Below are 19,742 nucleotides of genomic sequence, written 5' to 3'. Positions count from 1 at the left end.
AAATTACTTTGTCACAGGAATGATGATTTTAGTAACATGTTCATTTTCATTTCGCAGGTCCACAGGGGAAATAATAAATTCTTCTGAAACCGGACCTGCAACCTTATAGTGATTCTGATTGATCCACTGAATAATTTTGATGTGGGTCCTGATTACATCGCTGTACGGGCCGACATGAAAAGCGGTAGCTGCCAGAAAGCCGCCGAACTTTCGGACATGTTTGGAATCGCTTTCTTCTACCTGGATGCCGAACTCAATATCACAGTCTTTAGAAAGAAACTGGTCCAGCAGATCCGTGTAATAGGTGACTGTTATCGGGCCGCATACCTTAAGGCCGTGTCTTGAGACTTCATCGTTGATCTCTACCCACCGCTCAAGGGAGACCTCGTCATTGTGATAAGACTGCATGATCCTGCGGGAGTGATAAAGATTTACTTCAGGCACTTCTTTGACCGTGATTGCATCCATCTCACCGGCCTGGATCTTTTTCAGATCATCATCATAGAGATGAAGGATCTGGGCACCTTCTTTTAATCTCTGTAAAAACTGCTCCCCCTCAAAGTATTTCTGATTCAGAGTTTCAATTTCCTTTTTTATACATACCAGTTTATCTTCAATTTTCTGTTCCAGGTTTCGGACCTGGTTTACAGAAACTATTTCTTTGATTTCCTTAATCGAAAAACCGAGCATGCGCAGTTTCCGGATGATAGAAATGGTTACCATTTGGTCTTTGCTGTAATAGCGGTATTTGCTGTCTTCCTTCCGGACCTCCGGAACTACCAGCTTAATCTCGTCATAGTAACGAAGCGTCTTAATAGAAGTGTTACAGGTAGCTGCCACTTCCCCGATAGAATAGTAATGATTCCTGTCCAAAATTTTGTCCCTCCACACATTTTATCCTTTAGAAATAGTATACCTTATCGCACGAAGTGCGTCCACCCGAAGGGCATAAAATACGGTGTGTTACATGGATTTGTAAAAAGTTGTACACTGATAAAGAAATATGGTATAATATGTATAAATAAATAAAAATAACCAAAAACTAAATGAATATAAAATTTATTACTTACAAAGTAATAAATATTGCTAAAATGGAGAAATTCGTCTATAATGAAAATATATTATGATAACAAAAATATACAAAAATTATGTAACGATTATAAATATGCTCAGAAAAAATTAGGAAAAAATGTCGCGTATAAATTACATAAGGCGTTACAATTCATTAATGCATCGGTATGTTTTATAGATATTAAATATATGATGACTCTTCGTTTGCATCCTCTAAAAGGGGACAGAAAAGGAACATATGCGATAGATCTAGGGAAAAAAACTGGATTTAGATTAATTTTAATACCAGTTGATCAGAATGGAAACAAGTGGACAAATGAAAATATTATTACTATTTACAACTCAACAGATACAGTAATCTTAATGGAGGTGAGCAAGCATTATGAATAGTTCTGAATATAAACAAAGCATTGCATTTCACCCGGGAGAGTATATCAGAGATCTTATCGAGGAGATGGAAGTTACACAAAGTGAATTTGCCAGACGTTTGAATGTCAGTGAAAAAGTTTTGAGTGAGTTTGTTAATTGCATAACGCCGATGAATAAAGATATTGCGGAAAAACTTGCAACAATGACTGGTACCTCGGTAACTGTTTGGTTGAATTTACAGCTAGCATATGACGCAGCTGTTTTGAAAAATAGAATTGATCAGGAAATGAAAGCTGACGAAGCAATTTTCAATGTACTTGATTATAGTTACTTTGTTAAGCTCGGGGTAGTGAGCAAATGTCAACAAAAAGAGGAAAAAATCAGAGAGCTAAGAAAGTATTTTACAGTATCATCACTTGGTATACTTGCTCAAAAGGATTTTCTTGTTAATTTCAGAGCAGTGACATCAAAAGAAAGTAACAAAAATATTATATGTGCAAATGCATGGGTTCAGACGGCCATTAATATGACCAAGAATATTAAAACGAAAAGCTATAATCCAAAGAAGCTGAGATCATTGCTGCCGGAACTTCGTAAGATGACATTATTTCAGAATGATAACTTTGTTTCAAAGATGCAGGAAGTATTAGCAGAATGTGGAGTGGCAGTAATTTTTCTGCCTCATCTAAAAAATTCAGACATTCATGGAGCAGTCAAATGGATCAATAATGAAAAAGTAATGTTGGCGATTAATACACATGATGTATATGCAGATATATTCTGGTTTTCATTTTTCCATGAACTGCGTCATATTTTCCAGCATAAAACATCGAAAACATTTATAGTGTCACATGATAATAATGAAATGGGAAATGTAGATATGAAGCTTGAGAAAGAAGCAGATTTGTTTGCGGCGAATTTATTGATTCCCCAAAATAATTTTAATGAATTTATAGGTGATTCCGAAATTACCAGAGAAAATATACTCGCTTTTGCTGATAAAATTGGAATTCATCCTGGGATTGTGGTGGGGAGATTACAGCATGATAGGTTTGTGGACTTTAGTTCGCTGAATGATTTAAGGATAAAATACAAGATTCAATAGTATAATCTTGTGTTTTGTAATGTTGTATAGTAAAGACAACTAAAATTTATAGAGTAGGACTTAGAGAAATGGATCATCAGAATATTGAACTACGGCATTCAATTTCACCGGAAATGTTTTGCAGATTACGCGAACAGGTGAATTTTCAAAAAGTATCACAGAGGCAGGCTAAAAAGATTTTAGAAAATACAAGTTACATCTGTGCGGTATTTTACAATAACGAACCTGTTGGAGTTACACGTCTGCTTTTTGATTATGGGACAGATGCCTACATTACAGACGTCATTGTAAATCCCGATTATCAGGGATGTGGAATTGGAAGATTATTAATAGAAAATGTCTTAAATTATATTCGGCAGAATGTAACAGATACAAAAGTGGTATGCAGTCTGTATGCAAATCAGGGAAAAGAAGATTTCTATCATCGCTTTGGTTTTGAAAAGTTACCAAATATAAAATATGGCTATGGAATGGTTCTTGATGTATAAAATCTTGATTTTATTAAAATCTTCAGGACAGCAGATATAAAAGACCCGGCAGACAGCCGGGCCTTTGACTTTTATTTCTCAGACTTAACGGAATAAACTTCCGCTGATGACAAGCTTCTGAATTTCATTGGTGCCTTCATAGATCTGTGTGATCTTTGCATCTCTCATCATGCGCTCTACATGATATTCTTTCATATAACCGTTGCCTCCGAGCATCTGTACAGCTTCCTGTGAAACCTGCATAGCTGCATCTGTACATACCATTTTTGCTTTGGCAGCAGAGATAGAGTAACTGCGTCCCTCCTGTTTATCCATGGCAGCCTTGTAAAGCATATATTGTGCCTGCTCAATCTGTACAGAGAGTTCTGCCATCTTAAACGCCAGGTACTGGTTTTTGCATAATGGTTTACCAAATTGCTGGCGGTCTTTTAAGTACTGGAGTGCGATGTCATAAGCACCTTTTGCAATTCCAAGTCCCTGAGCAGCAACACCGATTCTTCCGCCGTCCAAGTCTTTCATGGCAACAGCAAATCCTTTGCCTTCCTCGCCTACCATATTTTCTTTCGGAACTCTTACATTTTCAAAGATAATCTCTGAAACCTGAGCACTTCTGATTCCACATTTGTTTTCGATCGTGCCGACAGAAACTCCCGGCATAGCTTTTTCTACAACAAAGGCAGATAATCCTTTTGTTTTCTTTTCCGGATCTGTCAGGGCAAATACAAGGAAGTAGTCAGCCAGAGGTCCGTTTGTGATAAAGCATTTCAGACCGTTCAGCACATAAGCTTCGCCGTCCCAGAGAGCGGTTGTCTTACATCCGGCAGCGTCAGAACCTGCTTCCGGCTCAGTAAGACAGAAAGCGCCCATCTTTTTACCGGACAGAACATCCGGAAGATATTTCTTCTTGAGCTCTTCGCTGGCAGAATTGATCAGACCGCCGGAGAAGAGAGAAGTACATACAGAATAAGCAATTCCTACGGAAGAGTTTACTTTGGAGATTTCTTCTACGGCTAATACATAAGAGAGATAGTCGGCTCCCTGTCCGCCGTATTCTTTTGGAAATGGAAGACCGATCAGGCCCATCTGTCCCATTTTTGCATAAGCCTTTTCAGGGAATTTCCCTTCTTCATCATCTTTTAATACGGTTGGAAGCAGTTCTGTCTGAGCAAGCTGTCTTGTAATATTCTGAATGGATAATTGCTGGTCGGTTAATTGAAAATTCATATTGAAACCTCCTTCTGTGTGAGTTTGGCGATCATTGCCGGAATCACATCATTTAAATCTCCTACAATCCCATAATCACAGATGCCGAAGATCGGCGCTTCTGGGTCTTTATTGATTGCAACAATATATTTTGATTCATTCATTCCTGCCAGATGCTGGATTGCGCCTGAGATACCACAGGCGATATAAATATCCGGACGTACCGTGGTTCCTGTCTGCCCTACCTGATGGGAAGCATCGATCCATCCAGCCTCTACACAAGCTCTGGAAGATCCAACTTCCGCACCGAGGACATCAGCTAACTCTTGGATCAAATGGAAGCCTTCTGCAGATTTTAATCCCCGGCCTCCGGATACGATGATCCGTGCGTCTGTCAGATTTACTTGTTTCTTTTCTTCTTTAATAATTTCTACAAGCTTAGCTCTGATATCATTTTCTGAGAGATCCGGAATAAAGGTTTCCATTGTTCCGGCAGCCGTTTCCTGATGGATGGCTTTCTCCATGACTCCGGGTCTTACCGTAGACATCTGCGGACGGTTCTTTGGGCAGACGATGGTGGCCATAAGGTTCCCTCCGAATGCAGGCCTTGTCTGCAGAATTTTTCCGTCTTCTGCATCAATCTCAAGTTTTGTACAGTCTGCCGTAAGACCTGTTCCAAGCCGGGCAGCAATTCTCGGTCCGATATCCCGGCCGATGGACGTTGCGCCTACCAGAACAATTTCAGGTTTTTTCTTCTGGATCAGCTGTACAAAAGCGGAAGTATAGCCGTCGGTTGAAAAGCTTGAAAGCAGCGGATGTGACATATAGTAAACGATATCAGCGCCATAGTGAAGAAGCTTTTCAACTTCTGATTCAATTTTGTAACCTGGTATTACAACAGCGAGTTTTTTCTGAAGCTGATCGGCCAGCTTGCGGCCTTCTCCCATCAGCTCGATTGTAACGGGCTGTATTTTTCCTTCCCGTTGTTCTCCAAGGACCCAGACATCTTCATATGCACTCAGGTCGATTCCCTGGTTTACTTTTGCTCGTTCCATTTTCTGTCCTCCTTAAATCAAATTTGCCTGCAGAAGCTTCTCAATAAGGGTTTCCGCTTTTTCAGAATCCGTATTTCCCTCGATGATCTCACTTTGTTTCGATTTAACAGGGACAAAGGAACGGTAAACGTTAGTAGGAGAACCTTTTAGTCCGATCTGAGTCTGATCTACATTAAGATCAGAAAGACCCAACATATTGATTTCCACATCTCCGTCATAAGCTCTGAAAATTCCCTGTACGGTCGGGAATCTTGGCTCGTTCAGTTCCTTGATGGCAGTCAGGAGTACCGGAAGTTTGGTCCGAATCTTATAGTCTCCTGTCTCCGTAAATCTTGTTACATTCAGAGATTCCCCGTCGCATTCGATATGTTTTGCATAGGTGATCTGTGGAATGCCAAGAAATTCAGCAATTTCAGGTCCCACTTGTGCGGTATCCCCGTCAATAGCCTGTCTTCCACATAGGATCAGGTCATAATCTCCGATCTTTTCAATGGCTGCCGCAAGAATTGTGGCAGTAGCCCATGTGTCAGATCCTCCGAATGCCCGGTCGCTCACCAGATATGCATGGTCTGCTCCCATTGCAATCGCTTCTTTTAATGCATCTGTAGCCTGAGGAGGCCCCATACTTACGACGGAAACTTTGGCGCCTGTTTCATCTTTCAGGACAAGGGCAGCCTCCAATGCATTCTTATCATCCGGATTGATAATGCTTGGGACTCCTTCCCGGATCAGTGTCCCGGTCTCCTGGTTGATCCGGACTTCGTTGGTATCCGGAACCTGCTTTACGCATACAATGATCTTCATGCTTTCCCTCCCATTACTTTCCGTTAGAATTTAAAACGGCTCTTGAGATCACGACCTTGTGAATCTCAGAAGTACCTTCGTAGATTTCAGTGATTTTGGCGTCTCTGTACATACGCTCCAAAGGATAATCTTTCATATAGCCATAGCCGCCATGAATCTGAAGAGCAAGGTTCGTAACAAATCTTGCATTTTCAGAAGCATTTAATTTTGCGATGGCAGCTTCTTTTGTGTGAGGCTGACCAGTGCTTTTTAAATAAGCAGCATAGTAGATCATCCATTTTGCACACTCGGTTTTTGTAGCCATATCTGCAATATACCACTGAAGACCCTGGAGAGCTTTGATCGGTTTTCCGAACTGAACCCTCTCGTTCATATACTTGACACTCTCATCAAGAGCGCCTTCAGCGATCCCCAGTGCCTGTGCGGCAACACCGATTCTGGCACCGTCCAGAGCATTCATAGCCATCTTGAATCCGGCGCCTTCTTTGCCTACAAGATTTTCTTTTGGAACACGGCACTGGTCAAAGATTAATTCTGCAGTCTCTGAACCGTGGATTCCCATTTTGTTCTCGATCTTACCGACAGTGAATCCCGGTGTTCCTTTTTCTACTAAAATACAAGATAATCCTTTGACTCCTTTAGATGGATCGGTCAAAGCGAAAATAAGAAGATACTTTGCCTGACCTCCGCCGGAAATAAAGCATTTTGTACCATTTAAAACATATTCTCCGGTCTCCTCATCAAGGACAGCCGTTGTCCTTACCGCAGCGGCGTCAGAGCCGGCATTGGGTTCTGTCAGCGCAAAAGCTGCAAGATGTCCGCTGGATGTCACTTCCGGTAAATATTTTTTCTTTTGTTCCTCACTGCCGAACTTTAAAAGTACAGAAGCAAAGATGGTGTGAATAGACAGAATACCTGCCGTGGCTGCACATTTTTTTGCAAGTTCTGTGACAGTAATCACCTTATCAATGTCATTGCCTCCGCTTCCGCCGTATTCTTCCGGAGTCCCGATTCCAGTAAGACCGAGTTTTGCCATCTGCTCAAAGGTATCTCTCGGAAAGATTCCTGTCTGATCTACCTCTTCGGCTCTGGGACCTACCACTTTTTCAGCAAATTCACGGACTGTTTTTTTCAGCATTTCCTGTCCGTCTGTCAGTTTAAAATCCATTTTTACCTCCTGCTATCCTAATTACATTACGCCTTCGGCTTTTAGTGATTCCAGTTCCTCATCTGTGAGACCAAACACTTCTTTGTTATGCTGTCCCAACAGAGGAGCAGGAGTGTCTACACTGCCTGGAGTTTCCGTCAATTTGATCGGACAACCCTGGAAATACATTTCTCCGATGGTCGGATGATCCATGTGAACCATCATCTCTCTCGCCTGGAAATGCGGATGGTCAATGGCTTCCTGCATATCTAATACAGGACCGCAAGGAATACCGGCTTTATCAAACAGATCTTCGATCTCTTTTTTTCCTTTGGCAGCGGCCCACTCGCTTATTACCTGCTGCAGACCATCTTTATAGTTTTTGCATCTAAGATCATTTGTCTCATAACGCGGATCATCGAGAAGGTCTTCCCGTCCGATGGTTTCGCAGAAAGTTTTGAACAGACGGTCGTTGCCGACACCGATCGCAATATATCCGTCTTTGGCTTCATAGATATCGAAAGGAGCGATAGAAGGGTCGATATTTCCCTGACGCTGAGGGATCACACCATCCATCGTCGTCGTAACAATGCCGTTTTCCAAAAGACTGAAGATCGTGTCTGCCATAGCAACATCTACCTGTTGTCCCTGTCCAGTGCGTTCTCTGTTAAATAGTGCCATCAGGACACCTACACACAGATAGATTCCAGTCACATTGTCAGCGATAGAAGGCCCTACTTTGGTAGGAGGAGAGTCCGGGAATCCCGTCATGTTTACCATTCCTCCCATAGACTGGGCAACAATATCGTAACAAGGACGGTTGGACAGCGGTCCGTATTGTCCGAAGCCGGAACCAGAAGCATAAATGATGCTCGGATTGATCTTCTTTAATGTTTCATAATCCACTTTTAATTTCTTAGACACACCGACTCGGAAGTTTTCAACAACCACATCGGCATCCTTTACTAAGTCATAAAAGATTTCTCTCGCTTTCTCATTTTTAAGATTCAGGGTAACCCCTTTTTTATTTCGGTTTAAGAACGCATAAAATCCGCTCTCGCCGCTTTTTTCGTCGATCGGTCCCCAGCTTCTGCACTGGTCTCCCTGAACCGGCTCGAATTTAATGACATCTGCACCATTGTCCGCCAGCAGGGTCGTACAGAATGGTCCATTATATGCATGGGTCAGATCCAGAACCTTAACGCCTTCTAATGCTTTCATGTGAACCTCCTCTTATCTAAGCTTTTACTTTGTGTTCCGGTATTTCGTATACAAAAAATGCTTCTGTTGAAATTTCCGGATCCTCTAACATATCAATAGAACTTTCAAATTCCGGCTCCTCAGGAATCTGAGCCACTTTGAAAGAACGGCACTGAATGTAGACTTTATTTCCTTCAGTTTTTGTGACTCTTGCGATAAATTCCATATAATCCCCGGCAAAGACAGGGTTATATAAACGAATTTTTTCTACGAGGCAGCATCTTCCGACATTGCCGCACACTTTTGCCATTAAGCGGTCTGCAGTATCTCCCATATATGTAATGGAACGTGCGCCGTTTACTACACCACCACCGTAAAATTCATCTCTGCTTGACATCCTGTATCTCATTGTTACTGTCTGTTCACTCATATCAAAACCTCCTTGATTTGTCTGTACCTATCCTAATATGTAATATTAATCGATTGCTTTCCATGGATCTTTGACCGTTCCGTCCGGCTGTACTCCTCGCTGAAGTTCTTTTTTAACTACGAGGATAACGTTTCCTTCTGTGATCAGCTTAGGTTCATCAAAATAGTACATATCTCCATCCTCAGCGCCTTCGATTCCGAGTCTTTTTGCAGGAGTAGCCACTTTAAAAGTCTGGATCAGGCAGGTTCTTGATGTGTTGCCTACTTTGACCATAGTTGCCTTAAAGTCCAGCTGGTCTCCCACGTAAGCATCTTCCATGAATTTCACATCGTTATAACCGAGGCAGAGGGATTCGTCCCCATCATTTAAAATCATCAGTTCTGTCTCTACATCGCCGATGAAATCAAACTGTCTGCCAACCGGGATGACACCTTCCGGATTATTGGCATCTGCTGTAGTCATTTTGTAGCTTAAAAATGCTTCTGTTCTCATAATTTCTTACCTCCTGTGGCTGTTTGATTTTTGATCTTAGCTTTACTTTAATGCATCCGGCAAATGCACAGTCAATGGCTGTTTTGGAGATGGTTTGAGATTTTTTAAGAGAAAAGAAACCAACTGTCCTGCGGGGGGAGGGTTGAATTTAATAATAAATATCAGAAATCTTTTAAACGGTGAGATGATTTCGCTTATATGGTTCCGGTTTGCGTGTAGTTTGACATTCAGGAGATATAAAAATGGGGAAGAGTTTTATTTGAAGAAAATGATTAGATATAGGAAAAATCAACTTGGAAATGCTATAATGACAATAGATGTAAAAGAGATACACAAAGTTTGAGAGAGGGGGAAAGAAAATGAAAAAGTATATTATCAGTATTGGCTTGCTTCTTATTTTTTTTCTGTACGGAGAAACAGTGGATGAACCTTCAAATTTTTATAAAAAGGTCCAGCCCGATCTAAACATGCGGACAGAACAATATAAGACGGATGTTACATTAAAAACAGACGGGAGTTATTTGATAACTGAAAGAATTAAGGTGAATTTTTTGAAACCCAGGCATGGCATCTATCGGAATATACCAGTTCGTGGAAGGCAGTCCTATAAAGATAAAGAGAATAAGGAGCATAAATTTTTATATTATGCGGATGTAAAATTAAATTTGGATGATGTTAATACAAGTGCGTCATATGATAATAAAGATGGAAACTTTATATTAAAGCTGGGTGATGAAGAGGCAAAAGTAAACAGTGGAAATTATCAATTCAGCTATCAGCTGACACCGTATCATCAGGAAAAAGAATATCATTATGTATATTACAATGTATTTCCTGGACAGTGGAAAGATTCTATTCCGAAAGGAAGTCGGTTTACGATACATTTTCCGAAGAAGATAAGCCTCTCACAGGTTAAGTTTTATACTGGAGAACAGGGAAATACTGTGGATGCCAGCAGTGTGGCTGATATCAGGATAGATTCCGCAGGACGCAGGATCACGGGGACACTGACGAAAGATCTGCCGGTCGGATGGGGCATTACCTGTTTCGGAGATTTAGATAAGGGGTATTTTACTTCAGTAAAACGTCCAACACTGGGAAGAGAAATCTTGACGGCGGCAGGACTGATTTCCCTTGTCCTCATTATATTATTTTTGAAGTTTAAGAAGAAAGATGAAATTATTCCATCAATTCAATACCAGCCTCCGGAAGATATTGACAGTGCGGCAATAGGCTGTATCATTGACGGAAGTGCAGATACCAAAGATGTAATATCGCTGCTGCTTTACTGGGCGGATCAGGGTTATGTATTTCTGCAGCACAAAAAGAATGAAATGATTGCCTATAAACTAAAAGATCTTCCAGCATATGCACCTGAGTACCAGACATATTTGTTTGAAAAAATGTTTACGCAGGAGGAACCATTTCTTTCGACAATGGATGTTCCGGAGCGAATGACAGGAGCAGTAGAAGCAACAAAAGAAAAACTCAAGAATTATTATCAGGATATGATTTATACAGAAGGGTCCAGAACGGCAAGATTTATCAGCAGTATTTTAACGATGATACCAATAGCACTATTTATGATATTGAGTACACAGTATGGGATTTTAAGTGAAAAGGAACAGCACTATGAAATGTATATGTTTGCTGCAGTATGCATTGGCTTTTTCATTATATTGTATGCTGCAGATCACTGGTATTCTTTGTCTCTGGAAGACAGAAAGAGAGATCTGATCATTGCCGGCACATTATGCATTGGTGCGTTGGGGATATACAGTATTTTTTATATGGAAATGGTAAAAAAGCAAAAGATTTTTAATTTTGCAGGCGTAATGGTTTTGGTATGCATAATGACAGCCGCCGGCATCCTGCTGACTGCATGTATGAAAAAAAGAACAAAGCAGTGTGTTGAGTGGATGGGATATCTGGTCGGCCTTAGAGATTTCATAGAAAATGCGGAACTGGATCGAATGAAAGTTTTGGGTGAACAGTATCCAAATCTATTCTATCATATATTCCCCTATGCTTATGTATTCGGTCTGTCAGAAATCTACGCAGATAAGCTGGAGAAGCTGAATGTGGAAATGCCGGTTTGGTTTGGAAACGCCGAAGGAGATTATATATTCAGAGCACAGTATATGAAAGACTTTCACCAGGACTTTAATACATCAATCAGCATAGACAGTTCTTCAGGTTCCGGAGGCGGAAGCGATTCTTCAGGAGGCTTCTCAGGAGGCGGTTTCGGAGGCGGCGGAGGCGGAAGCTGGTGAGGGTGAAGTTTATATTGACTTTTCTCCTTTGCATTCGTATAATAATCTTACTTAATTCAGAAAGAGGTAGCAAACAATTATGGACGATGCTGATGACAGTGATTCGGCAAACAATTTAATTCAGATCATTTACAGGCGTAGTCTGCTGTTTCACACAATGGCGGACTGCGCCTTTTCGTATGTGCATATTCATATGAGAAGGTGACGGCAGATATTTGCAGATGAACCGGAAGTAAAGACGAGAATATAAAGGAGTATATTGAAATGAATAAAATAGGTGCGCAGTTATTATTACAGATCATTCTGATTTTTTTGAACGCTTTTTTCGCTATGACAGAAATCGCAGTCATTTCCCTGAATGGAGCAAAACTTAAAAAGATGTATGAGAACGGGGACAGGAAGGCGGGAAAGCTTTTAAAGCTTGTGGAAGAACCGGCAGGTTTTCTTTCTACCATCCAGATCGGGATCACGCTGGCTGGATTTTTGGGCAGTGCTTTTGCAGCAGATAATTTTTCCGGGTATCTTGTAACCTGGATTTATGATGATATAGGTTTTACAGCCATATCTGCGGCAGCTCTGGATACGATAGCAGTTATATTGATTACACTGATCTTATCTTATTTTACTTTGATCTTCGGAGAACTTGTTCCAAAACGGATCGCCATGCAAAAGCCTTTTGCTGTTGCAAAAATATCCTGCGGCGTTGTCTCTGGGGCGGCCCTCATTATGAAGCCCGTGGTATGGTTTTTGTCGGCATCTACCAACATTGTGCTGAAAATCCTGCATATGAAAACAGAAGCAGAAGAACAGACTGTGACAGAGGAAGAAATTCGTCTGATGATGGAACTGGGTGAGGAAAAAGGAACCATCGACAGTGAAGAAAAGGAATGGATCGAAAACGTTTTTGAATTCGGTGACACCACGGCAGGGGACCATATGACACACAGTTCTGAAGTGACGGCAGTTTCTCTTGCACAGTCCGCGGAAGAGATCCTGAACATCATCCGGGAAACCGGACTGTCCAGATTCCCGGTTTATGCAAAAGGGTTCAATGATATCCGGGGAATCCTAAATGCCAGAGACTTTCTGATGAATCTGAATGAGAACAGGGAAAAGACTTTAGAAGAAATGCTGAGACCTGCTTATTTTGTTCCGGAGACCATACCTTCCTCTGTGCTGTTCCAGGATATGCAGAAGAAAAAAATTCATCTTGCAGTTGTGATAGATGAGTACGGGGAGGTCAGTGGTATTGTCACGATGGAGGATCTTCTGGAGGAAATTGTGGGAAACATCTATGATGAATTTGATCCGTCCGAACCTCCCAAGATCAGCAAGGCTGCCGAGAATTTGTGGAAATGCTCAGGGGCAGTGAAGCTGAATACGATTGCGGAAGAGCTGGGTGTGGAGATTCCGGACCATCCGGACTATGATACTCTTGGAGGACTGGTTTTCAGCCGGCTTCATTCCATTCCAAAGGACGGCACAACCTTTGAGTTGGAGATTTGTGGCCTGCATATCCATGTGAAGAAGATGATGGGAAGAAAAATAGTGGAGGCAGAGATTCAGAAGAGAAAAAACCCCCGGGAAATGCTATAATAATTCATAGATGAGAGGGGGTATAATATGAAGAACTTTAGCCTGAAGAATTTGATTCCATTGCTGCTGCTGCTGGCTTTTTTTCTTATAACAGGCGGGTATTTCGACCGTTTTACGGAAGAACTTGATTCCGGGGTAAAAAAAGATTTATATATGAAGACGGAAACTTATGACGTAGATGTCACAGTGGATGGGGAAGGCTATTATCTGGTGACGGAGCAGATCAAAGTAAAGTTTTTAGAAGACAGGCATGGCATCTACCGGTACATTCCCAATAAAGGATTTGTGGCATATCAAAAGGATGGAGATATAAAAAAATTTCCATATCTCGCGAGAGTAGAGCTTGAACTTCCAAACAGCGATATAAAGGAATCTAAGCAGAACGGTGCGAAAGTATTTCGTTTTGGTTACAGTGATGAAACAGTCCGCAAAGGTGATTATGAATTTACTTACCGGCTGACACCTGAGCGGCAGGGCCAGCCTTTCCCGTATATCTATTATAATATCTATCCCTCAAAGTGGAAGAATGATATTCCAAAGGGAAGCCGTTTTACGATGCGCTTACCGGAAGGCACGGATTTAGAAAAACTCGAATTTTACTATGGAGCCTATGGATCGGCAGAAAGTGCATCCGACATCATAGATCTGAGAAAGAATCAAAAAGAGAATACAATAACCGGAATTCTTAAGGAAGATCTTCCTATGGGCAGTGGTATCACTTGTTTCTCAGGACAGGTACAGAAGGGATTTGCGGGGGTAAAAGGGAAACCCGGAATCTCATTATTTCTTTGGGTTCCGCCTGTGATTTTGCTGGCAGTACTGGCTGTCCTGTATCTGTGTTTTGGAAGGGATGAAAAAATCATTCCTTCTATAGAATTTGAACCTCCGCAGAATATGGACAGTGCAGCTGTGGGGTATGTTATTGACGGGATCGCGGAGGACAAAGATATTCTCTCTTTGATACTGTACTGGGCCGATAAGGGTAATCTGTGGATAGAGGAGGAAGAGGAATACCTGATGACGCTGCATAAGCTGAAGGAACTGCCCAAAGAGGCACCAAGCTATCAGCACACCGTATTCCGGCGGTTGTTTGAGAATGGAGACTCTGTCTATTTAAACGGCCTGAAAAATGACTTTGGTCTGACAATGAGCAGCGCAAAAACGCAGCTGATACAAGAGTTTGACGGGGAAAGCAAAGCGGGAATCTATACCAAACCATCGTGGAGACTGCAGAGGCTGGCGTTTCTATGTACGCTGCTGTCAGTTATCTGGGTTACAGTCCTCACAGGGCATTATTCTTACATGACTGCAGTCGGCGTTGTGATTCAGGCGCTGCTGTGTACCGGCATGGGGCTGGGAATGTATTTTTGCTGCAGGGGAATCGACGGCTGGTATTCTTTTTCCAGGGCAAAGAGGACTCTGATGACTGCAGGCGGTGCAAGTCTTTTTTACTTATCAGAAATACTGTACTTTGTTTTTTATACATATAAGGCATCCGGGAACGAAATTTTCGATTATACAATGGAAATAGGAATCGTCCTGGCTGCAGCGGCAGTTATGATGCCGCTGACCTGTTTCATGAAAAAAAGAACTCCAAAATGTATCCGATGGATGGGGCAGCTGTCAGGACTGCGCTCCTTTATCGAGACTGCCGAGCTGGATCGTATGAGAGTGCTGGCAAAAAATCGGCCTGAGATTTTTTATCATATTATGCCTTATGCTTATGTATTCGGTCTTTATGATAAGTTTGCAGAGAAACTGGAGGTGCTGGAAATTCCTGCTCCGGGCTGGTATCATGCCGGATACGAAATAAAAAGCTGGAATGCAGGAGTTATGCTGAATTGTATGGCAGGGAATCTTACATTTGCCGCAGTCTCTCTGAGTCAGCCGTCATCTGTGAACGCTTCCGGAGGATCATCGGGCGGCGGAAACAAAGGAGGTTTCTCAGGCGGAGGCTTCGGAGGAGGCGGAGGAGGCAGCTGGTGAGACCCAGTGCGCCAAAAGGAGTGTTTTTCCAAAAGAACTTGTAGAATCCTTAAACAGCGTGGTAATATAAAGGGAAATACAGGAGGATGAAAAAGTGGGAAACAAAAAAGTTCTTAGAATGGTGCAGATTGCTCTGTTCATAGCCATCATTTTTATTATGACATTTACACCGCTTGGATATTTACGGCTTGGGTTATTGGAAATATCGCTTCTTACGATCCCGGTAGGGGTGGGAGCCATGATCTTTTCACCGGCAGCCGGGGCAGTTCTTGGGCTGTCATTCGGACTCATTAGTTTTGCAAGATTTTTTGGGATGAATCCGTTTGGGGCAGTCCTGGTGGGGATCAATCCTTTTTATGCCTTTTTGGTGGCAGTGCCTACAAGGACGCTTATGGGATTTCTGACAGGGGTGATCTTCAGGGCACTGAGCAAGGGAGGAAGCGCGAAAACTGCCCGTTATTATATCGGAGGTTTCTGTGCACCATTCTTAAACACCGTATTTTTCATGGGAGTTATGGTGCTGTGCTACTGGAACACGGAATATTTTCAGAACCTCAATTCTACCATGGGCAATCTGAATCCACTGATGTTTATCTGTGCATTTGTGGGTGTCAATGCAGTGGTCGAGATTCTGGCGGGTTCTGTTGTCGGAGGTACAGTTGCGAAGATTCTTCATAAGGTACTGAAAAATACGTAGGCAGCACACAGAGTGAAAAGAAAGAACCGCAATACAAAAAACAGGTTCCGCTGGTTGGACGGAACCTGTTTTTATATTTAATGAAAAGAGAGGATTAAAATATATGAAAAACTATATTTAAAGTATATCAGAATCCCTGCCAGATACAATGTATAGAAAATAAACAATTATAAACGAAGTATAAACAAATCTTAGAAAAACCTTACGAGCGATATGTTTTATTTTCATATATTTGTACATATGTTATAATATAAATATTCAAATGTTATATAATACAGCAAGGAGGTTTTATGAAAAGCTCTGATATAATAAAAGAGATTCGTTCCCTTTTAAATATGAGTCAAAGTGAATTGGCTGATAAAATAGGCGTGAGCTTTGCAACAGTTAATCGCTGGGAAAAAGGACGATGCGAACCATCACAGATTGCAGTGAATGCAATTAAAAATTTATGTGCGGAAAGTAATATTGATTTTTCTCAGTTTGAAGGGAACCGTGTTATTACGACCGATGAAATCGTGACGCTTTATCATGGCTCAAAGTCTGGAATTCGCGGAGCGATTGCCCCGGTGAGCCGTGACCGATGTGATTTTGGAAAAGGATTTTATATGGGTACAGACCGCACACAGCCACTCACTTTGATTTGTAATTATCCCGATGCCAAAATATATACTTTGAGTGTTGATTTATCAGACCTTAAAATTCTTGATATAGAAGTAGGATTAGATTGGGCATTTTTAATAGCATATAATCGTGGTAAGATGGAGTCAGTAAAACATTCAAAAATATATGATCGATTTGCTGGCTTGAACAGAGAGTATGACATGATAATTGGCTACATTGCAAATGACAGAATGTTTGTAGTACTCGATCGTTTTTTTAATGGGGAGATTACTGATCTTGCATTAATCAACAGTCTTTCTGCGCTAAAGCTTGGTAAACAGTATGTGGCTTTAACAGAAAAGGCCTGCCGGAATATAAAAATTCTTGGGGAACAAAAACTTTCTGAAAGTGATCGGGAAAAACTAAAACGGGAAAGCGAAACAAAACGATCAAAAGGGATTGCATTGGCAGAGGAAATCTGCCGAAAATACCGCCGGGAAGGCCGGTTTTTTGATGAGATTCTAAAGGCAGGTGAGTAACATGGCAAGTCTTTCTCTTGAAAAACGTCAGCTTTGTGACATACAAGGCAGGCTGTTTCAGCTTGCGCTAAAGAATGGATATGATTGTCCGAGCTTTATAAAAGCATTTATGAACAGCCGAACGGCTGCAGCTCTTGACGATACCTATGACCGCTTACAGTGGGCCGGTGAGGAATATATTCTCGATGAGCTTAATGATGAGGTACATGGCTTAAAGACGGCTGGTACGATTTACACAAATGAAGTGATGTACTGGACGGGGTATACCTATCGCTATTGGCACTATTACACAGGCGAGAACAGTCGTGAAATCTATAGAACTGCTGATGAAAAAATAATGAAGGAATGCTGGCTCGGATTTCACACGTTAGATGTTGAAATGGCCATTGATGATTTGAAGGAGATTCATCGGCAGACATATCAGAACAAGGGTGTTTAAAACAGCTGGTCTTGGTCAGTTGTTTTAAAACACCCTTGTCCTATGTTTAATGAAAAGAGAGGATTAAAAATATATATATGAAAAACTATTATACCAGGCAGGGAATACATCCGGTAGTTATGTACCCTGCACGATTAAGGCATATTTAAAGTATATCAGAATACATCCTTGATTCAATGTATAGAAGATAAACATTTCTAAATGAAGTATAAATAAACCTTAGAGAAATCTTATGAAACGAAAGAAAAAAAGACTTACCTCTGCCGCTCCCGCAGCTTTATTACGATATAAAGTAAAGGTATTAAAAAATTTAAAAAAACCATTGACAGGGAAGAACGCAGATGATATTATAATCTCAACAAGAAAACAATAACAATTACTGTTATTAAAAATCTTGGATAGAAAATAAAGAAAACAAAACATAGAATCAAAAGCAAAGGAGATCATTATTATGAAGAAATGGGTTTGTACAGTATGCGGTTACGTTCACGAGGGAGATACAGCACCGGAGAAATGTCCGACATGCGGAGTTCCGGCAGAGAAGTTCAAAGAGCAGACAGGAGACAGAGAGTGGGCTGCTGAGCATGTAGTCGGAGTGGCACAGGGAGCCAGCGAAGACATCATGGCAGATTTAAGAGCAAACTTTGAAGGAGAATGCTCCGAAGTAGGTATGTATCTTGCGATGAGCCGTGTGGCACACAGAGAAGGATATCCGGAGATCGGATTATACTGGGAGAAAGCTGCACTGGAAGAAGCAGAGCATGCATCAAAATTTGCTGAACTGCTCGGAGAAGTCGTGACAGACAGCACAAAGAAAAACCTTGAGATGAGAGTAGAAGCAGAAAACGGGGCGACAGCAGGTAAGTTTGATCTTGCAAAGAGAGCGAAGGCAGCAAACTTAGACGCAATCCATGACACTGTACATGAGATGGCAAGGGATGAAGCCCGCCATGGGAAAGCTTTTGAAGGATTACTGAAGAGATACTTCGGATAAACCTTAAGTATTTCCCACAGCCAGACCAAAGGCTGTAAAAAAAGAAATTCATACACTTTTCTTGATCATACACCTCTATTTAATACGAGAAGCCGGGAGCGATCCCGGCTTCTTTTTGCACATAAATGAATCCCACTGCATAACTTATGAATATGCTGCGTTGTTTGCGCTGAAAGATGCGCGCTACACGCCGGGATGTTTCCCGGTTATTTAAGATGGGTATACTAAAGATAAAAATCAGAAACAGCTAAGTAAAACGAATTTCGAGGTGAAGATTGAGATGTTAAATGAAGAAAAGATTAGTTCAAGAATGGTAGAAATGGCAAACCGCTCAGACGGAAGGAAAGGGCTTTACTGTATTTGCAGCCATATGGGCTGGGCAGGCTTCCTTTCAGACGGCGGCAAAGTTGAAATTCCATTGGAAGGGATACCGGGACATATCAAAACAGACAGCATTAGGATTGATCGGAGAGTACCCGGGGAATGGCTGCAAAACTACCGGGTTTCACCTGAAAAAATTTGCTTTTCCAACTATATTCCAGGGGAGGTCATGCTGAAAACAGACGACCGGATGGGAAGAGAAAAGAATATTGTACTGCATGTGAAGATCCGCGGATAAAACCGATGAAAATGTCACAGTTTCCTGCAAGGATATTTAGTGGTATACTGGTATCAAACATAAAAGGAGGAAAAGAGAATGATAGCATTAATAGTTATAATAGCAATAATTGCAGTACTGGCCATCTGGCTGATCAGTTCGTATAACGGATTTATTACTCTGAGAAATAAGACAGAGGAAGCATACTCTGCGATGGATGTGTCCCTGAAAAAACGGTACGATTTAATCCCGAATTATGTGGAAACCGTTAAAGGGTATGCAAAACATGAGGCCGGGACACTGGAAAAGGTAGTGTCAGCCAGAAATATGGCCATGGGAGCTTCTGATCCGGAAGAAAGGCTTGCCAATGAAAACGTACTTACCGGGGCGCTGCGTTCTTTATTTGCGGTCGCGGAAGCCTATCCGGATCTGAAAGCAAATCAGAACTTCATACAGCTCCAGGATCAGCTTCAGAGGATCGAAGAAGAGATCGCAGGTTCCAGAAGATACTACAACGGAGTTGTCAACAAATACAATACCAAAGCAGAAATGTTCCCTGGAAATATTGTAGCAGGCATTTTTAAATTCACAAGAAAACCATTGTATGAGATCAGCGATGAGGCTGAGCGTGAGAATGTAAAGGTATCGTTCTAGTG

Annotated in this window: 21 protein-coding genes; 13 read left to right on the top strand and 8 right to left on the bottom strand. The window is 41.6% G+C overall.

All coding sequences use genetic code 11. The features are described 5' to 3' along the window. Positions 1 to 3: 3 nt before the first annotated feature. The gene (locus ANCC_RS16750; RefSeq protein ID WP_039946925.1) at positions 4 to 873 is read right to left on the bottom strand and encodes a MerR family transcriptional regulator; all 870 of its coding nucleotides are present in this window, start codon (positions 871 to 873) and stop codon (positions 4 to 6) included. A gap of 237 nt (positions 874 to 1,110) precedes the next feature. On the opposite strand from ANCC_RS16750, the gene ANCC_RS16745 reads away from it, so the two are divergent. The 3 genes from ANCC_RS16745 to ANCC_RS16735 all read left to right on the top strand — a co-directional run bounded on the left by ANCC_RS16745 (position 1,111) and on the right by ANCC_RS16735 (position 3,033). Further along, positions 1,111 to 1,461: a type II toxin-antitoxin system RelE/ParE family toxin gene (locus ANCC_RS16745; protein ID WP_006568273.1), complete on the top strand. Its 351-nt coding sequence runs from the start codon at positions 1,111 to 1,113 to the stop codon at positions 1,459 to 1,461. Continuing rightward, positions 1,454 to 2,545: a HigA family addiction module antitoxin gene (locus ANCC_RS16740; protein WP_006568274.1), complete on the top strand. Its 1,092-nt coding sequence runs from the start codon at positions 1,454 to 1,456 to the stop codon at positions 2,543 to 2,545. Before ANCC_RS16745 ends, ANCC_RS16740 begins: the two co-directional genes overlap by 8 nt. Positions 2,546 to 2,613: 68 nt before the next feature. Next, positions 2,614 to 3,033, top strand: coding sequence for a GNAT family N-acetyltransferase (locus tag ANCC_RS16735; protein WP_006568275.1), 420 nt, complete (start codon positions 2,614 to 2,616; stop codon positions 3,031 to 3,033). An 84-nt stretch (positions 3,034 to 3,117) separates the two neighbouring features. Here ANCC_RS16735 and ANCC_RS16730 read toward each other — a convergent pair whose 3' ends face one another. Genes ANCC_RS16730 through ANCC_RS16700 form a run of 7 tightly spaced genes read right to left on the bottom strand, consistent with a single transcriptional unit; the run spans position 3,118 to position 9,364 of the window. Then, positions 3,118 to 4,257: an acyl-CoA dehydrogenase family protein gene (locus ANCC_RS16730; RefSeq protein WP_006568276.1), complete on the bottom strand. Its 1,140-nt coding sequence runs from the start codon at positions 4,255 to 4,257 to the stop codon at positions 3,118 to 3,120. Further along, positions 4,254 to 5,291: an electron transfer flavoprotein subunit alpha/FixB family protein gene (locus tag ANCC_RS16725; protein WP_006568277.1), complete on the bottom strand. Its 1,038-nt coding sequence runs from the start codon at positions 5,289 to 5,291 to the stop codon at positions 4,254 to 4,256. The genes ANCC_RS16730 and ANCC_RS16725 overlap by 4 nt, the downstream gene beginning before the upstream one ends. Before the next feature lie 12 nt (positions 5,292 to 5,303). Next, positions 5,304 to 6,095, bottom strand: coding sequence for an electron transfer flavoprotein subunit beta/FixA family protein (locus tag ANCC_RS16720; protein WP_006568278.1), 792 nt, complete (start codon positions 6,093 to 6,095; stop codon positions 5,304 to 5,306). A gap of 13 nt (positions 6,096 to 6,108) precedes the next feature. After that, positions 6,109 to 7,263 carry an acryloyl-CoA reductase gene (gene acrC / locus ANCC_RS16715; protein WP_006568279.1) on the bottom strand — a complete coding sequence of 385 codons (1,155 nt, stop codon included), beginning with the start codon at positions 7,261 to 7,263 and terminating at the stop codon, positions 6,109 to 6,111. A 21-nt stretch (positions 7,264 to 7,284) separates the two neighbouring features. Beyond that, positions 7,285 to 8,463, bottom strand: a complete 1,179-nt coding sequence (locus tag ANCC_RS16710) for a CaiB/BaiF CoA transferase family protein (protein WP_006568280.1) — start codon at positions 8,461 to 8,463, stop codon at positions 7,285 to 7,287. 16 nt (positions 8,464 to 8,479) lie between these two features. Beyond that, positions 8,480 to 8,872 (bottom strand): hotdog fold domain-containing protein, encoded by a 393-nt coding sequence (locus ANCC_RS16705; protein WP_006568281.1) that lies wholly within the window; start codon positions 8,870 to 8,872, stop codon positions 8,480 to 8,482. A gap of 45 nt (positions 8,873 to 8,917) precedes the next feature. Then, positions 8,918 to 9,364 (bottom strand): hypothetical protein, encoded by a 447-nt coding sequence (locus ANCC_RS16700; protein ID WP_006568282.1) that lies wholly within the window; start codon positions 9,362 to 9,364, stop codon positions 8,918 to 8,920. Positions 9,365 to 9,458: 94 nt separating this feature from the next. Here ANCC_RS16700 and ANCC_RS16695 point away from each other — a divergent pair, with 94 nt between their 5' ends. The 10 genes from ANCC_RS16695 (at position 9,459) to ANCC_RS16650 (ending at position 19,740) form a co-directional block, all read left to right on the top strand. Beyond that, positions 9,459 to 9,707 (top strand): hypothetical protein, encoded by a 249-nt coding sequence (locus ANCC_RS16695; RefSeq protein ID WP_006568283.1) that lies wholly within the window; start codon positions 9,459 to 9,461, stop codon positions 9,705 to 9,707. A gap of 16 nt (positions 9,708 to 9,723) precedes the next feature. Next, positions 9,724 to 11,637 (top strand): DUF2207 family protein, encoded by a 1,914-nt coding sequence (locus tag ANCC_RS16690; RefSeq protein ID WP_006568284.1) that lies wholly within the window; start codon positions 9,724 to 9,726, stop codon positions 11,635 to 11,637. A gap of 264 nt (positions 11,638 to 11,901) precedes the next feature. Beyond that, positions 11,902 to 13,233, top strand: coding sequence for a hemolysin family protein (locus ANCC_RS16685; protein ID WP_006568286.1), 1,332 nt, complete (start codon positions 11,902 to 11,904; stop codon positions 13,231 to 13,233). 27 nt (positions 13,234 to 13,260) lie between these two features. Beyond that, complete coding sequence (locus ANCC_RS16680) at positions 13,261 to 15,219, top strand: DUF2207 family protein (RefSeq protein ID WP_156340711.1); 1,959 nt, start codon at positions 13,261 to 13,263, stop codon at positions 15,217 to 15,219. Between the two features lie 94 nt (positions 15,220 to 15,313). Next, positions 15,314 to 15,916 carry an ECF transporter S component gene (locus ANCC_RS16675; RefSeq protein ID WP_156340712.1) on the top strand — a complete coding sequence of 201 codons (603 nt, stop codon included), beginning with the start codon at positions 15,314 to 15,316 and terminating at the stop codon, positions 15,914 to 15,916. Between the two features lie 290 nt (positions 15,917 to 16,206). After that, on the top strand, positions 16,207 to 17,055 hold the full coding sequence (locus ANCC_RS16670) for a DUF3990 domain-containing protein (protein ID WP_006568290.1): 849 nt from the start codon (positions 16,207 to 16,209) through the stop codon (positions 17,053 to 17,055). Position 17,056: 1 nt separating this feature from the next. After that, positions 17,057 to 17,494: a hypothetical protein gene (locus ANCC_RS16665; protein ID WP_006568291.1), complete on the top strand. Its 438-nt coding sequence runs from the start codon at positions 17,057 to 17,059 to the stop codon at positions 17,492 to 17,494. 451 nt (positions 17,495 to 17,945) lie between these two features. After that, a complete protein-coding gene (locus ANCC_RS16660; protein WP_006568293.1) occupies positions 17,946 to 18,488 on the top strand; it encodes an NADH peroxidase in 543 nt (180 codons plus the stop codon). Positions 18,489 to 18,768: 280 nt separating this feature from the next. Further along, positions 18,769 to 19,107, top strand: coding sequence for a hypothetical protein (locus ANCC_RS16655; RefSeq protein WP_233458286.1), 339 nt, complete (start codon positions 18,769 to 18,771; stop codon positions 19,105 to 19,107). A 78-nt stretch (positions 19,108 to 19,185) separates the two neighbouring features. Beyond that, the gene (locus tag ANCC_RS16650; protein ID WP_006568295.1) at positions 19,186 to 19,740 is read left to right on the top strand and encodes a LemA family protein; all 555 of its coding nucleotides are present in this window, start codon (positions 19,186 to 19,188) and stop codon (positions 19,738 to 19,740) included. Positions 19,741 to 19,742 lie beyond the last annotated feature (2 nt).

Origin of the sequence: Anaerostipes caccae L1-92, assembly GCF_014467075.1 — a bacterium.
Lineage (GTDB): Bacteria > Bacillota > Clostridia > Lachnospirales > Lachnospiraceae > Anaerostipes > Anaerostipes caccae.
This window is presented reverse-complemented; position numbering and strand designations above follow the sequence as displayed.